The sequence below is a fragment of the Luteimonas rhizosphaericola genome (assembly GCF_029888045.1).
In the GTDB taxonomy this organism is placed as follows: domain Bacteria; phylum Pseudomonadota; class Gammaproteobacteria; order Xanthomonadales; family Xanthomonadaceae; genus Luteimonas; species Luteimonas rhizosphaericola.
This window is the reverse complement of record NZ_JARXRN010000020.1, coordinates 206,063-220,743: the sequence shown is the minus strand read 5'-3', so window position 1 is coordinate 220,743 and position 14,681 is coordinate 206,063. Positions and strand designations below refer to the sequence as shown.

Sequence of the window (14,681 nt, the reverse complement as noted above, 5' to 3'; positions counted from 1 at the left end):
TGGGTGTCGCGGGCGGCCGCTGTCCGTCCCCGCGTCCGCTGCCTCGCCCTTGAATCCACCCCCCGCGTCCACACATCACCGGCATCGGCGGCCCGGCTGCCACACAGACTGAATTCCAGAGGGAACCCACCATGGCAAAGATCATCGGCATCGACCTGGGCACGACCAATTCGTGCGTGGCCATCATGGACGGCGGCAAGGCCAAGGTCATCGAGAACAGCGAGGGCGACCGCACCACGCCGTCGATCGTGGCCTACACCAAGGACGGCGAAGTGCTGGTCGGCGCGAGCGCCAAGCGCCAGGCCGTCACCAATCCCAAGAACACCTTCTACGCCGTCAAGCGCCTGATCGGCCGCAAGTTCGGCGACGCAGAGGTCAAGAAGGACCTCGATCTGGTGCCCTACGGCATCGTCGCGCACGACAACGGCGATGCGTGGGTGCAGACCAACGACGGCAGGAAGCTCTCGCCGCAGGAAGTGTCCGCGCGCATCCTCGAGAAGATGAAGAAGACCGCCGAGGACTACCTGGGCGAGAAGGTCACCGAAGCGGTGATCACGGTGCCGGCCTACTTCAACGACAGCCAGCGCCAGGCGACCAAGGACGCCGGCCGCATCGCCGGCCTCGACGTCAAGCGCATCATCAACGAGCCCACCGCGGCGGCCCTGGCCTACGGCCTGGACAAGGCCGGCGGCGACCGCAAGATCGTGGTCTACGACCTCGGCGGCGGCACCTTCGACGTGTCGATCATCGAGATCGCGGAAGTCGACGGCGAGAAGCAGTTCGAGGTGCTGGCCACCAACGGCGACACCTTCCTCGGCGGCGAGGACTTCGACAAGCGCGTCATCGACTACCTGGTCGACGAGTTCAACAAGGACCAGGGCATCGACCTGCGCAAGGATCCGCTCGCCCTGCAGCGCCTGAAGGACGCGGCCGAGCGCGCGAAGATCGAACTGTCGAGCTCGCAGCAGACCGAGGTCAACCTGCCGTACGTGACGGCCGACGCTTCCGGGCCGAAGCACCTGAACATCAAGCTGACCCGGGCCAAGCTCGAGGCGCTGGTGGACGACCTGGTGAAGAAGACGATCGAGCCGTGCAAGGTGGCGCTCAACGACGCCGGCCTGCGCGCGGGCGACATCGCCGAGGTGATCCTGGTCGGCGGCCAGACCCGCATGCCCAAGGTGCAGGCGGCGGTCAGCGAGTTCTTCGGCAAGGAGCCGAAGAAGGACGTCAACCCCGACGAGGCCGTGGCCATCGGCGCGGCGGTGCAGGGCGGCGTGCTGGCCGGCGACGTCAAGGACGTGCTGCTGCTCGACGTGACCCCGCTGTCGCTCGGCATCGAGACCCTGGGCGGCGTGTTCACCAAGATCATCGAGAAGAACACCACGGTGCCGACCAAGGCCTCGCAGACCTTCTCCACCGCCGAGGACAACCAGTCCGCCGTGACCGTGCACGTGCTGCAGGGCGAGCGCGAGCAGGCCCGCTACAACAAGTCGCTGGCCCGCTTCGACCTGACCGGCATCGAGGCCGCGCCGCGCGGCATGCCGCAGGTGGAGGTGTCGTTCGACATCGACGCCAACGGCATCGTGCACGTGACCGCCAAGGACAAGAAGACCGGCAAGGAGCAGAAGGTCGAGATCAAGGCCGGCTCGGGCCTGTCGGACGAGGAGATCCAGCGGATGGTCGCCGACGCCGAGGCGCACCGCGAGGACGACCGCAAGTTCCACGAACTGGTGGGCGCACGCAACCAGGCCGACGCGCTGGTGCACTCGGCGCGCAGCGCGATCAAGGACAACGGCGACAAGGTGCCGGGCGACGTCATCGGTCGCGTGGAAGGCGCGATCGCCGAGGTCGAGACCGCGATGAAGGGCGACGACAAGGCCCAGATCGAGGCCAAGACCAAGGCGCTCGAGGAAGCCGCGCAGGCGCTGTTCGCGGCCGCCTCGGCCGGGCAGCAGGGTCCGGGTGGCGGGGAGCCGGGCGCCGGCGGCGCGCCGAAGCAGGATGACGTGGTGGACGCCGAGTTCACGGAAGTCCGCGACGACGAGAAGAAGCAGTGACGGCCCGCGGCCGGACCGTCGGCCTGCGCTGACGGAACGTCCGCGACGGGGACGGGCGGCACCGCGATGCCGCCCGTCCCGCGATCGCGATCTCCTGCCGCGCGCCTCCTGCCCCTCCGGTCCATCCCAAGCGGAATCCCAGCGCCCTGCCCATGAAACGCGATTACTACGAAGTCCTCGGCGTCGCGCGCGACGCCAGCGAGGAAGACCTCAAGAAGGCCTACCGCCGCTGCGCGATGAAGTTCCACCCGGACCGCAACCCGGGCGACCACGAGGCCGAGGTGCGCTTCAAGGAGAGCAAGGAGGCCTACGAGGTGCTGTCGGACGGCGGAAAGCGCCGCATGTACGACCAGCACGGCCACGCCGCGTTCGAACACGGCATGGGCGGCGGCAATGCCGGGCCCGGCGGGTTCGGCGGCGCCGACATGGGCGACATCTTCGGCGACATCTTCGGCAACATCTTCGGCGGCGGCGCGCGCGGCGGCCCGCGGCGCGGCGCCGACGTCGGCTACGTGATGGAACTCGACCTCGAGGAGGCCGTCTCGGGGCTGGAAAAGCGCATCGAGATCCCGACCCTGGCCGAGTGCGGCGACTGCGACGGCACCGGTTCGGAAGACCGCAAGCTCGAGACCTGCGCCACCTGCCACGGCCGCGGACAGGTGCGGTTCCAGCGCGGCATCTTCTCCATGCAGCAGCCGTGTCCGCATTGCCACGGTCGCGGGCAGACGATCACCCGGCCGTGCAAGACCTGCCACGGCAACGGGCGCGTCGAGGAGCAGAAGGTGCTGTCGGTGAAGGTGCCGGCCGGCGTGGACAACGGCGACCGCATCCGCCTGGCGGGCGAGGGCGAGGTCGGCCCCGCCGGCGCGCCGCATGGCGACCTCTATGTCGAGATCCGGGTGCGGCCGCATCCGATCTTCGAGCGCGATGGCGACGACCTGCACTGCGAGGTGCCGATCCGCATTTCCCAGGCCGCGCTCGGCGATACGGTGCGCGTGCCCACCCTGGGCGGCGAGGCCGAGATCCGCATCCCCGCCGAAACCCAGACCGGCAAGGTGTTCCGCCTGCGCGACAAGGGCGTGCGCTCGGTGCGCAGCCGCGCCCCGGGCGACCTGTACTGCAAGGTGGTGGTGGAAACGCCGGTCAACCTCACCCCGGAGCAGCGCGACCTGCTGGACCGTTTCGACGCGACGTTCGTGGGCGAGGGCGCCCGCCGCCATTCGCCCAAGTCGAGCACCTTCGTCGACGGCGTGCGCGGCTTCTGGGAACGCATGACCTCCTGACGCGCAGCGCGGTGCCGCGCGCCGGGCTTGCCGGGCACCCGGGCGCGCGGATAGCCTGCGGCCATGCCCACACCCATCCGACTGCTGGTTCACGGCGCCTCCGGCCGCATGGGGCGTGCACTGCTGCGACTGGCCGCCGAACGCGACGACGTCGCCGTGGTGGCCGCTGTCCAGCGCAGCGTCGGCCAGCGCGTGGTCGACGGCATCCCGCATTTCACCGCGTCGGAGCTTGCGGGTACGCCCGCGTTCGACGCTGCGGTCGACTTCAGCCTGCCCGAAGGCTTCGACCCGGTGCTCGCCCTGTGCCGCGGGCGTGGCGCGGCGCTGGTCTCGGGCACCACCGGGCTGGCCGATGCGCAGCGGGCCGCGCTCGACGCGGCCGCCAGCGCGATCCCGGTGCTCTGGCAGGCCAATTTCAGCGTCGGCGTGGCGGTGCTGGACGAACTGGTCGAACGCGCCGCGTTCGCGCTGCCGGGTTGGGACTGCGACATCGTCGAATCCCACCACGTGCACAAGCGCGACGCGCCCTCGGGCACCGCGCTGGCGCTGGGCGAATCGGCATCGCGGGGCGGTGCGGAGCCGCGCTACGCCAGCCTGCGCGCGGGCGACATCGTCGGCGAGCACCTGGTGCAGTTCACCACTGCGGGCGAGCGGATCGAGCTGGTGCACCGCGCCGGCAACCGCGACATCTTCGCCCAGGGTGCGCTGGAGGCCGCGGTGCGCCTGGCGCGGCGGGCGCCTGGTCGCTACGGGCTGCGCCAGCTGCTGTTCGGCTGAGCCGCGCTCAGCGTTCCTCGAGCAGGCGTTCGAAGCGCTCCAGCGCCGACTTGCCGCGTACTTCGCCGAGCATCCGCCGGCAGCGGGCGAGCAGCTCGTCCAGCGCCTCGCCGGACTTGACGCTCTCCAGTTTCAGCGCGAAATCCTCCCCCATCGGACCGAGCAGTTCGGTGATGGCATGGGCGGCGCGCCGGCCGCGCTCGCGGACATCGGCGCCGGCGGGCGTCGCGGCGGCCACCGGGCTGGCCGCGGGCGCAGGCGAGCGGGCGGCGGCGACGGCCGCTGCGGCGGCGCTGTACGCGCCGGTCGCGGCCACCAGTCCACGGGACTGCAGGTGTTCGAGCATGGCGAGCGCGTCGGGCAGCCCCGACACGCCGCGGAGGTCGGCAACGCTGCGCTGGCCGTCGACCAGGATCAGGAGGCGCCGCTGGCGGACGTCGAGCCCGGCCTTGCGCGCGCCGATTTCCTCATGGCCGGCCGGCGTCTTGGCATACACCGTGGTCTCGTTCATGGCCCCCCCAGGCGCATGGAATCCCCCTGTCGCCAAACTTAGTCCCGCAACCCGGGGCTTGTACAGCGGATTTTCCTTTTGGGGCGTCCCCCGGTATCATTCCCGCTCGCCTGATTCCACTTGCCTCCGGACCGGTTCTCCGCCGCTCCGGCGGTTTTTTGCAACCTCACGTAGGCGAAGCCAGTGACCGAAACCGCAATCCTCGTCCTCGAAGACGGCACCGTATTCGAGGGCGTTTCCGTGGGCGCGACCGGCCTTTCGGTCGGCGAGGTGGTGTTCAACACCGCCATGACCGGCTACCAGGAAGTGCTCACCGACCCGTCGTACGCGCGCCAGCTGGTGACGCTGACCTATCCGCACATCGGCAACACCGGCTGCACCGACCAGGACGACGAGGCCGCGAAGGTCTGGTCGGCGGGGTTGATCGTGCGCGACGTGCCGCGCCGTCCAAGCAACTGGCGCAGCCAGGTGGCGCTGCCCGAATGGCTGCGCGCACGCGGCATCGTCGCCATCGCCGGCATCGACACCCGCAGGCTCACCCGCCTGCTGCGCGAACGCGGCGCCCAGAACGGCGCGCTGATGGCCGGCGCGGTCGACGCCGACCAGGCGCTGGAAGCCGCGCGCAAGTTCCCCGGCCTCAAGGGCATGGACCTGGCGAAGGTGGTCAGCACCACCGAGGCGTACGCCTGGACGGAAGGCTCGCTGGACCTGGACGCCAACGCGTTCGCCAGCGCGCCGTCGACCTGCCGCGTGGTGGCCTACGACTACGGCGTCAAGACCAACATCCTGCGGATGCTGGCCGAGCGCGGCTGCGCGCTGACGGTGGTGCCGGCGCAGACCCCGGCGTCCGAGGTGCTGGCCATGCAGCCGGACGGCGTGTTCCTGTCCAACGGCCCGGGCGATCCGGAGCCCTGCGACTACGCGATCGCCGCGATCCGCGAGTTCATCGCCGCGAAGGTGCCGCTGTTCGGCATCTGCCTCGGCCACCAGCTGCTGGCGCTGGCCGCCGGCGCGAAGACGGTGAAGATGGCCAACGGCCACCACGGCGCCAACCACCCGGTGCAGGACCTCGACACGGGACGGGTGATGATCACTTCGCAGAACCACGGCTTCGCGGTCGACGAGACCACGCTGCCGGCCAACGTGCGCGTGATCCACCGCTCGCTGTTCGACGGCACCAACCAGGGCATCGAGCTCACCGACGCGCCCGCCTTCTCGTTCCAGGGCCATCCGGAAGCCTCGCCGGGCCCGCACGACGTCTCACCCCTGTTCGACCGCTTCGTGGCGTCCATGTCGAACCAGCACGCCGGGAAGCACTGATGCCCAAGCGCACCGACATCCAGACCATCCTCATCATCGGCGCCGGCCCGATCGTCATCGGCCAGGCCTGCGAGTTCGACTATTCCGGGGCGCAGGCGTGCAAGGCGCTGCGCGAGGAGGGATACCGCGTGGTGCTGGTCAACAGCAACCCCGCCACGATCATGACCGACCCCGAGATGGCGGACGCGGTCTACATCGAGCCGATCAACTGGCAGACGGTCGAGAAGATCATCGCCAAGGAGAAGCCCGACGCATTGCTGCCGACCATGGGCGGCCAGACCGCGCTCAACTGCGCGCTCGACCTCGCCGACCACGGCGTGCTCGAGAAGTACGGCGTCGAACTGATCGGCGCCAAGCGCGAGGCGATCCGCATGGCGGAGGACCGCGAGCTGTTCCGCGTGGCGATGGGCGAGATCGGCCTGGAATGCCCGAAGGCCGCGGTCGCGAAGACCTTCGACGAGGCGGTGGAGATCCAGGCCACGGTCGGCTACCCGACCATCATCCGGCCCAGCTTCACCCTCGGCGGCAGCGGCGGCGGCATCGCCTACAACCGCGAGGAGTTCGAGGACATCGTCAAGCGCGGCCTGGAGCTTTCGCCGACCAGCGAGGTGCTGGTCGAGGAGTCGGTGCTGGGCTGGAAGGAGTTCGAGATGGAGGTGGTCCGCGACACCGCGGACAACTGCATCATCGTCTGCTCGATCGAGAACCTCGACCCGATGGGCGTGCACACGGGCGACTCGATCACCGTCGCCCCGGCGCAGACCCTGACCGACAAGGAATACCAGCGCCTGCGCGACGCCTCGATCGCGGTGCTGCGCAAGATCGGCGTCGACACCGGCGGCTCGAACGTGCAGTTCGGCATCAACGCCCAGACCGGGCGCGTGGTGGTGATCGAGATGAATCCGCGCGTGTCGCGCTCCTCGGCGCTGGCGTCGAAGGCGACGGGCTTCCCGATCGCCAAGGTCGCGGCCAAGCTGGCGGTGGGCTACACGCTCGACGAGCTGCGCAACGAGATCACCGGCGGCAAGACCCCGGCCTCGTTCGAGCCCTCGATCGACTACGTGGTGACCAAGATCCCGCGGTTCGCGTTCGAGAAGTTCCCCCAGGCCGACGCGCGCCTGACCACGCAGATGAAGTCGGTCGGCGAGGTGATGGCGATGGGCCGCACCTTCTCCGAGTCGGTGCACAAGGCGCTGCGCGGGCTGGAGACCGGCAAGGTCGGGTTCGACCCGACCGGCCTGGACCTGTCCGACGAGGCCGACCTGGCCACCCTGCGCCGCGAGGTCAAGGAAGCCGGTCCGGAGCGGCTGTTCTACCTGGCCGATGCGTTCCGCGCCGGGATGTCGGTCGAGGACGTGCACGCGCTGTCGTTCGTCGACCCGTGGTTCCTGGACCAGATCGAGGACATCGTCGCCGCCGAGCGCGAGGTCGCGGCCGCGGGCATCGATGCGCTCGACGCCCGCCGCCTGCGCGCGCTCAAGCGCATGGGCTTCGCCGACGCGCGCCTGGCGCAGCTGGTGGGCAGCGACGAGCAGGCGGTTCGCGCGCTGCGCCGCGCCCACGGCGTACGTCCGGTGTACAAGCGGGTGGACTCCTGCGCCGCCGAGTTCGCGACCACCACCGCCTACCTGTACTCGACCTACGAGGACGAGTGCGAGGCCGAGCCGACCGACCGCGAGAAGATCATGGTGCTGGGCGGCGGCCCGAACCGGATCGGGCAGGGCATCGAGTTCGACTACTGCTGCGTGCATGCCGCGCTCGCGCTGCGCGAGGACGGCTACGAGACCATCATGGTCAACTGCAACCCGGAGACGGTTTCGACCGACTTCGACACCTCCGACCGCCTGTACTTCGAGCCGCTCACGCTCGAGGACGTGCTGGAGATCGTCGAATTGGAGAAGCCGCGCGGCGTGATCGTGCAATACGGCGGCCAGACCCCGCTCAAGCTGGCCCGGGCGCTGGAGGCCAACGGCGTGCCGATCATCGGCACCTCGCCGGACTCGATCGACCTGGCCGAGGACCGCGAGCGCTTCCAGCAGCTGGTCGACCGCCTGGGCCTGAAGCAGCCGCCCAACCGCACCGCGCGCAGCGCCGAGGAGGCGCTGGTGCTGGCGCGCGAGATCGGCTACCCGCTGGTGGTGCGCCCGAGCTACGTGCTCGGCGGCCGCGCGATGGAGGTGGTGCACGCCGACGCCGACCTCGCGCGCTACATGCGCGACGCGGTGAAGGTGTCGAACGATTCGCCGGTGCTGCTCGACCGCTTCCTCGACAACGCGGTCGAGGTCGACGTCGACGTGATCGCCGACAAGGACGGGAACGTGCTGATCGGCGGCGTGATGGAGCACATCGAGGAGGCCGGCGTGCACTCGGGCGATTCGTCCTGCTCGCTGCCGCCGTACTCGCTGCCGGCCGAGGTCCAGGACCGCCTGCGCGAACAGGTGGTGGCGCTGGCGCGCGCGCTGAACGTGATCGGCCTGATGAACACCCAGTTCGCGGTGCAGACCGAGGACGACGGCAGCCACACCATCTTCCTGCTGGAGGTGAACCCGCGCGCCTCGCGCACGGTGCCGTTCGTGTCCAAGGCCACCGGCCTGGCGCTGGCGAAGATCTCCGCGCGCTGCATGGCCGGCCGCACCCTGGCCGAGCAGGGGGCGACGAAGGAGATCGTGCCGGCCTACTTCTCGGTCAAGGAAGCGATCTTCCCGTTCGCCAAGTTCCAGGGCGTGGACCCGATCCTGGGCCCGGAGATGCGCTCCACCGGCGAGGTGATGGGCGTGGGCCGCAACTTCGGCGCGGCGTTCGCGCGCGCGCAGGAAGCGGCCAGCATCAAGGCGCCGCCGGCCACCGGCAAGGCGTTCGTCTCGGTGCGCGATCCCGACAAGCAGCGGGTGCTGCCGGTGGCGCGCGACCTGGTCGCGCGCGGCTACGCGATCGTCGCCACCACGGGCACCGCGAAGTGGCTGCGCGAGAACGGCATCGAGTGCGAGCAGGTGAACAAGGTGCTCGAGGGTCGTCCGCACATCGTCGACCTGATCAAGAACGGCGAGATCGCCTACATCGTCAACACCACCGAAGGGCGGCAGGCGATCGCCGACTCGTTCTCGATCCGCCGCGAGGCGCTACAGCAGCGCGTGACCTACTCGACCACGGTTGCCGGCGCGCGGGCCCTGCTGCATTCTCTGGACTATCGCGGCAGCGGCCCGGTGTGGGCGCTGCAGGAACTGCACGAAGAACTGCGCAAGGACGCCTGAGGAGCCGTCACATGAGAGCACCCATGACCATGGCCGGGGCGCAACGCCTGCGCGCCGAACTCGAGGAACTCAAGTCGGTCAAGCGCCCGGCGGTGATCAACGCGATCGCCGAAGCGCGCGCGCACGGCGACCTGAAGGAGAACGCGGAATACCACGCCGCGCGCGAGCAGCAGGGCTTCATCGAAGGCCGGATCAAGCAGCTCGAGGGCGAACTCTCGCACGCCGACATCATCGACGTGGCCAGGCTCGATGCCGGCGACAAGGTCGTGTTCGGCGCCACGGTGACGATCGCCGACGTCGAGACCGACGAGGAGAAGCGCTACCAGATCGTCGGCGACCTCGAAGCCGACATCAAGCTCGGCCTGATCGCGATCTCCTCGCCCGTGGCGCGCGCGCTGATCGGCAAGCACGAGGGCGACAGCGTCACGATCGAGGCGCCCGCGGGCGCGCGCGAGTACGAGATCGTCGACGTGAGCTACGGCGGCTGAGCCGCGTGCCGGCCGGCGTCGCGACGCTGCTGCTTCCGTCCGTGCGGCGCCTCGGTGCCGCGGCGCCGTCCGCGCCGGTGGCCACCGCGCTCGGCCGGGGCGACCTTCGCATCGGGCTCGATGCGGGACGCCGGGCGCAGCTGCTTCGGCACCTGCATCCGGTTCCGCAGCACTGGCCGGTGGCGGCGCTCACGCGCCAGCGCGACGCCGGCGATGCCGCGGGCGCCGCATGGCTGCGCGCCGATCCCTGCCGGGTGCAGCCCGACATCAACGGCGCGCGCCTGCTCGCGGTCGGCGAGGGGCTCGGCCTCGATGCGCAGGACGCGGCGCAGCTGCTGCCGGCCCTGAAGCCGCTGTTCGGCGATGCCGGCATGCCGATCGACGCCCCGGTGCCCACGCGCTGGTACCTGCGCCTGCCGCCGTCCTCGAGCCTGCCGGCCTTCACCGAACCCGACGACGCGCTTGGCGCCGACCTGTTCGAGCATCTCGCGCAAGGTCCCGAGGGTCGACGCTGGCGCAGCCTGCTGAGCGAAGCGCAGGTGGTGCTGCACAACCATCCCTGGAACGCGCGGCGTCAGGAGGCGGGGCGGCCGGCGATCAATTCGCTGTGGTTCTGGGGCGGCGGCGTGCTGCCCGACCATGTCGGCTCGGACCACGCGCAGGTCTGCAGCGACGAGGATGTCGCCGGCGCGCTCGCCTCGGCGGCCGGTGTCGCGCGGCCGCTGCCCGCCCGCTTCGACGCCGGCGGCGGGGACCTCCTGTTCGACCTGGTGGCGCTGCGCGACGCGGCGACGCTCGAACGCGACTGGCTCCTGCCCGCGCTGGACGCGGTGCGTGCGCGCGCGCTCGACGCCCTGCACCTGGATTTCGCCGACGGCAGCGTCCGCACCCTGACGCGTGGCCAGCGCTGGCGGTTCTGGCGCCGCCCCGCCAGCGGCTTCGCCAGCGCATGACGCTGCGCATCCGTCGCCGCGCCGCCGAGGTCGCGGGCGCGTGGCCCGAGCACGTGCCGCCGCTGCTGCGCCGCGTGTACGCCGCGCGCGGCATCACCGAGCCGGCGCTCGCGCAGCCGCGTCTGGCGCAGCTGCTGCCGCCCGACGCGCTCGGTGGGCTGGAGGCCGCGCTCGATCTGCTGTCCGATGCGATCGCGCGCGGCTCACGCATCCTGGTGGTCGGGGATTTCGACGCCGACGGTGCCACCGCGTGCGCGACCGCGGTGCGCGGACTGCGGATGCTGGGTGCGCGCGACGTGCGGCACGCGGTGCCGAACCGGCAGGTGCATGGCTACGGGCTGTCGCCGGCGCTGGTCGAGGATCTTGCCGTGCATCTCCCCGACGGAGCCGCGCCGCCGCCGCTGCTGGTCACCGTCGACCACGGCATCGCCTGCCATGCCGGCGTCGCCGCGGCCAGGGCGCGCGGCTGGCGCATGCTGGTCACCGACCACCACCTGCCCGGACCGGCGCTGCCGCCGGCGGACGCGATCGTCAACCCGAACCTCGCCGGGGACGCGTTTCCCAGCAAGTGCCTGGCCGGGGTGGGCGTGATCTTCTACGTGCTGCTCGCCCTGCGCGCGCGATTGCGGCGGGGTGGCGCATTCGCCGATGCCGCGGTGCCCGACCTGTCGGCCCTGCTGGACCTGGTCGCCGTCGGCACCGTGGCCGACCTGGTGCCGCTGGACGCCAACAACCGCGCGCTGGTGGCCGCCGGGCTGCGGCGGCTGCGCGCCGGGCAGGGCTGCGCGGGGCTGCAGGCGCTGGTGGAGGTGGCCGGGCGCGACGCGGCGTGCCTGGCCGCGGCCGACATCGCCTTCGCGGTCGCGCCGCGGCTCAACGCGGCCGGGCGGCTGGAGGACATGTCGCTGGGGATCGAGTGCCTGCTCAGCGACGATCCCGCCGTCGCGCGCGGCCTGGCCGGACGCCTGCACGCGATCAACGCCGAACGCCGCGGCGTGCAGCAGGCGATGCTGGCCGATGCCGAGACCGCGCTCGCGGCGCTGGACGGCGACCCGGCCGGTGGCGGCGACGCGGCCGTGTGCCTGTTCCACCCCGACTGGCACGCCGGCGTGGTCGGCTTGGTCGCGTCGAAGACGAAGGAACGCCTGCACCGGCCGACAGTCGCGTTTGCCCCGTCGGAACCCGGTGGCGAGTCGCTGCGCGGCTCGGCGCGCTCGATCCCGGGGCTGCACATCCGCGACGTGCTGGCCGCGGTGGTCCGTGCGCATCCCGGGCTCATCGACCGGTTCGGCGGCCATGCGATGGCCGCCGGCCTGAGCCTGCCGCGTGCGCACCTGCCCGCGTTCGAGCGCGCGTTCGCCGATGCGGTGCGGCAGATGCTGGACCCGGCGCTGCTGGCCGCGGAGATCCTCAGCGACGGCCCGCTGTCGCCGCACGAGTTCGACCGCCGCCACGCCGATGCGCTGCGCGACGGCGGGCCCTGGGGCCAGGGCTTCGCCGAGCCGCTGTTCGACGACGTCTTCGACGTGGCCGGCTGGCGTGTGGTGGGCGAGCGCCATCTGCGCCTGTCGCTGCGGATCGGCGGCGTGCCCGCGCCGCTCAATGCGATCCACTTCGGCGGCTGGACCGGCGAGGCCCCCGCCACGCGCTGCCACCTGTGCTTCCGGCTGGCGGCCGACGACTACCGCGGGCCGCAGGCGGTGCAGCTGATCGTCGAGCACCTCGCCGCTGCCTGACCGCTCACGCGGCGGGGGCGGGGGCGCCCGCGGGCGCGGCGCGCCGGCCGGCGAGTCCGAACAGCGGCCGCGCCAGCGGGATGCGCCGCACCAGTTCATAGACCGCGAAGCACAGCGCGAACGTCGCCACCACCAGCAGCGGCCCCTCCAGCAGCGGCGGCAGCGCCAGCGGGCGCAGGCCGACCGCAAGCAGGATGATGATGGTCTGGTGCAGGATGTAGACCGGGAAGATCGCCTGCGACAGGTAGCGCAGTGCGGGGCTGTCGCCGGGCGACCAGCGGCGGGCGAAGCCGAGGATGGCGACGATCGCGCACCACTGGTTCAGGCCCCAGGCCGCGCGCATCGCCAGCCGCAGGCCCTGCGGTGGCTCGGGCTGGGCGAAGTGGTAGAAATAGGCCACGATCGCCACCCAGCTCGCGAGCCACAGCGCCAGCGCCACCCGTCGCTGGCGGACCATGGCGTCCCATACGCCGTCGGCGCGCGCGATCGCGAAGCCGAGCAGGAACAGCGCCAGGTACTGGACGTGGTTGTACCAGTCGTCGACCAGGGCGTGGGTCGATTCGAACACCCCCACCAGGCTCATGCGCGCCAGCGCGAACCAGGCCGCCGGCCACAGCACGATCCCCGCCGGCGTGGACAGCGCGGCGGCCAGGCGCGTTCCGACCCGCTCCAGCGCGCGCGGCGCGAACCGCACCAGCGCCCACAGCGCCACCGTGTAGACCCACAGGTAGGCCACGAACCACAGGTGGTTCCAGGTCGGCAGGATGAGGCAGTCGTCGCCGCGGCAGAAGCTGTCGTCGGCGGCCAGGTAGCGGCCCCAGAAGGCGAGGTAGCCGTCGTGGTAGCCGCCGGGCAGCTTGTCGACCACCTCGAAGTACGACTGCGGCGGCACGATCACGAGCATGCCGAACGCCAGCGGCACCAGCAGCCGCCACGAGCGCGGACCCAGGAAGCGCACGCGGCCGTCGTCGCGGGCCGCCGCCGCGCGCGCCTTGCCCAGCAGGAAGGCGGTCGCCACCCCGGACACGAGGAACAGCAGGCCCAGCCGCCACGGTGAGCTGAGCATCATGAACGGCTCGAGCGCGGGACTCGCGCGGGGGCTGTCGACGTGCCATTCCCAGGTCACGTAGTACATGCCCACGTGGTACAGCACCAGCAGGGCGAAGGCACAGGTGCGGACCCAGTCGAGGTCGTGGCGGCGCTGCATCGGGACGGGCTCCGGGCGTGGACGATGGCGGAGCATGGGCCGCGCGCGCCCGGCGCAGCCAGCGCGAAGGGGCGGATCGCGGCGTCCCGGTGACGGACCGCGGGAGGGCAGGGACGGCCGGGGGCCACCCGGCCGCTAGAATGCGGCGATGTCCGCCGCGCCCACCGCCTACGAACGCTACCTGCCGTGGCGTCACTGGGCCGAAGCCGGCTTCGTCGCGGCGCTGCTGCTGTCGAACGTGGTGGGGAACAGCCTCACCACCTGGATCGAACTCAACCGGGGCGGACCATCTCCGGTGGCGCTGTGGGAGCCGGTGGTCTGGGAGGCCAGCAGCGCCGCGATGTGGGCGCTGCTGATCCCGGCGATCGCCTGGCTCACCCGGCGTTGGCCGACCCACTGGGACAACTGGCGCCAGCGGCTGCCGCTGCACCTGCTCGCGAGCGCCGTGGTGTGCCTGCTCCACGTGGCCGGGATGATCGGCCTGCGCGTGCTGGCCTACCGCTGGCAGGGGCTGGACTACGGATTCGGGCCGTGGCCGCGCGAACTGCTGTACGAGTACCTCAAGGACGTGCGGTCCTATGCCTCGATCGTGGTCATCGTCGAGGTCTACCGGCTGCTGCTGCGGCGGCTGCAGGGCGAGGCGAGCTTCCTCGCCGCGCCCGACGACGCGCCGCCGGCGGACCCGGGCGAGCGCCCCGACCGCTTCCTGGTGCGCAAGCTCGGGCGCGAGTTCCTGGTCGCCGCCAACGACATCGAGTGGCTGCAGGCCGCCGGCAACTACGTCAACCTGCGGGTGCGCGGCCACGACTATCCGCTGCGCAGCACGATCTCCGGCATCGAGGAGCGGCTCGACCCGGGCCGCTTCCTGCGCATCCACCGCAGCTACATCGTCAACCTCGACCGGCTGGCGTCGATCGAGCCGCTCGACACCGGCGATGCGCGCGTGCACCTGCACGATGGCACCGTGCTGCCGGCCAGCCGTCGCTATCGCGGCGAGCTGCGCGAGCGGCTGGGCGAGGCCTGACCGCCGCGACGGCGTGCGCCGAGGCTCCTGGACTGGGCACGGCGCGCTCCAGCGACCAGGCGAAGGCCTGCGGG

General features: G+C 71.5%; 11 protein-coding genes. 9 read left to right on the top strand and 2 right to left on the bottom strand.

The annotated features are described in order from the left end of the window. The first annotated feature begins 131 nt into the window (after positions 1–131). The 3 genes from dnaK to dapB all read left to right on the top strand — a co-directional run bounded on the left by dnaK (position 132) and on the right by dapB (position 4,117). The gene (gene dnaK, locus QFW80_RS04935) at positions 132–2,057 is read left to right on the top strand and encodes a molecular chaperone DnaK (RefSeq protein WP_280600249.1); all 1,926 of its coding nucleotides are present in this window, start codon (positions 132–134) and stop codon (positions 2,055–2,057) included. A 152-nt stretch (positions 2,058–2,209) separates the two neighbouring features. After that, positions 2,210–3,340 carry a molecular chaperone DnaJ gene (gene dnaJ, locus QFW80_RS04930; RefSeq protein WP_280600248.1) on the top strand — a complete coding sequence of 377 codons (1,131 nt, stop codon included), beginning with the start codon at positions 2,210–2,212 and terminating at the stop codon, positions 3,338–3,340. Positions 3,341–3,403: 63 nt separating this feature from the next. Then, positions 3,404–4,117 carry a 4-hydroxy-tetrahydrodipicolinate reductase gene (gene dapB, locus QFW80_RS04925; RefSeq protein ID WP_280600247.1) on the top strand — a complete coding sequence of 238 codons (714 nt, stop codon included), beginning with the start codon at positions 3,404–3,406 and terminating at the stop codon, positions 4,115–4,117. Positions 4,118–4,124: 7 nt separating this feature from the next. On the opposite strand, the gene QFW80_RS04920 is transcribed toward dapB, so the two are convergent. Next, positions 4,125–4,628 (bottom strand): hypothetical protein, encoded by a 504-nt coding sequence (locus QFW80_RS04920; RefSeq protein WP_280600246.1) that lies wholly within the window; start codon positions 4,626–4,628, stop codon positions 4,125–4,127. Between the two features lie 183 nt (positions 4,629–4,811). On the opposite strand from QFW80_RS04920, the gene carA reads away from it, so the two are divergent. From carA to recJ, 5 genes are read left to right on the top strand one after another with little or no spacing between them, the layout of a single operon-like run. Further along, complete coding sequence (gene carA / locus QFW80_RS04915) at positions 4,812–5,948, top strand: glutamine-hydrolyzing carbamoyl-phosphate synthase small subunit (protein WP_280600245.1); 1,137 nt, start codon at positions 4,812–4,814, stop codon at positions 5,946–5,948. Beyond that, positions 5,948–9,199, top strand: a complete 3,252-nt coding sequence (gene carB, locus QFW80_RS04910) for a carbamoyl-phosphate synthase large subunit (protein WP_280600244.1) — start codon at positions 5,948–5,950, stop codon at positions 9,197–9,199. Before carA ends, carB begins: the two co-directional genes overlap by 1 nt. A gap of 23 nt (positions 9,200–9,222) precedes the next feature. After that, positions 9,223–9,687: a transcription elongation factor GreA gene (greA, locus tag QFW80_RS04905; RefSeq protein ID WP_280600623.1), complete on the top strand. Its 465-nt coding sequence runs from the start codon at positions 9,223–9,225 to the stop codon at positions 9,685–9,687. 5 nt (positions 9,688–9,692) lie between these two features. Continuing rightward, a complete protein-coding gene (locus tag QFW80_RS04900; RefSeq protein WP_425603498.1) occupies positions 9,693–10,640 on the top strand; it encodes a phosphoglycerate mutase in 948 nt (315 codons plus the stop codon). Then, a complete protein-coding gene (gene recJ, locus QFW80_RS04895) occupies positions 10,637–12,376 on the top strand; it encodes a single-stranded-DNA-specific exonuclease RecJ (protein WP_280600242.1) in 1,740 nt (579 codons plus the stop codon). Before QFW80_RS04900 ends, recJ begins: the two co-directional genes overlap by 4 nt. Before the next feature lie 4 nt (positions 12,377–12,380). Here recJ and QFW80_RS04890 read toward each other — a convergent pair whose 3' ends face one another. Then, on the bottom strand, positions 12,381–13,583 hold the full coding sequence (locus tag QFW80_RS04890) for an acyltransferase family protein (protein WP_280600240.1): 1,203 nt from the start codon (positions 13,581–13,583) through the stop codon (positions 12,381–12,383). Positions 13,584–13,731: 148 nt separating this feature from the next. On the opposite strand from QFW80_RS04890, the gene QFW80_RS04885 reads away from it, so the two are divergent. Next, a complete protein-coding gene (locus tag QFW80_RS04885; protein ID WP_280600238.1) occupies positions 13,732–14,607 on the top strand; it encodes a LytTR family DNA-binding domain-containing protein in 876 nt (291 codons plus the stop codon). The last annotated feature ends 74 nt before the right edge of the window (positions 14,608–14,681 follow it).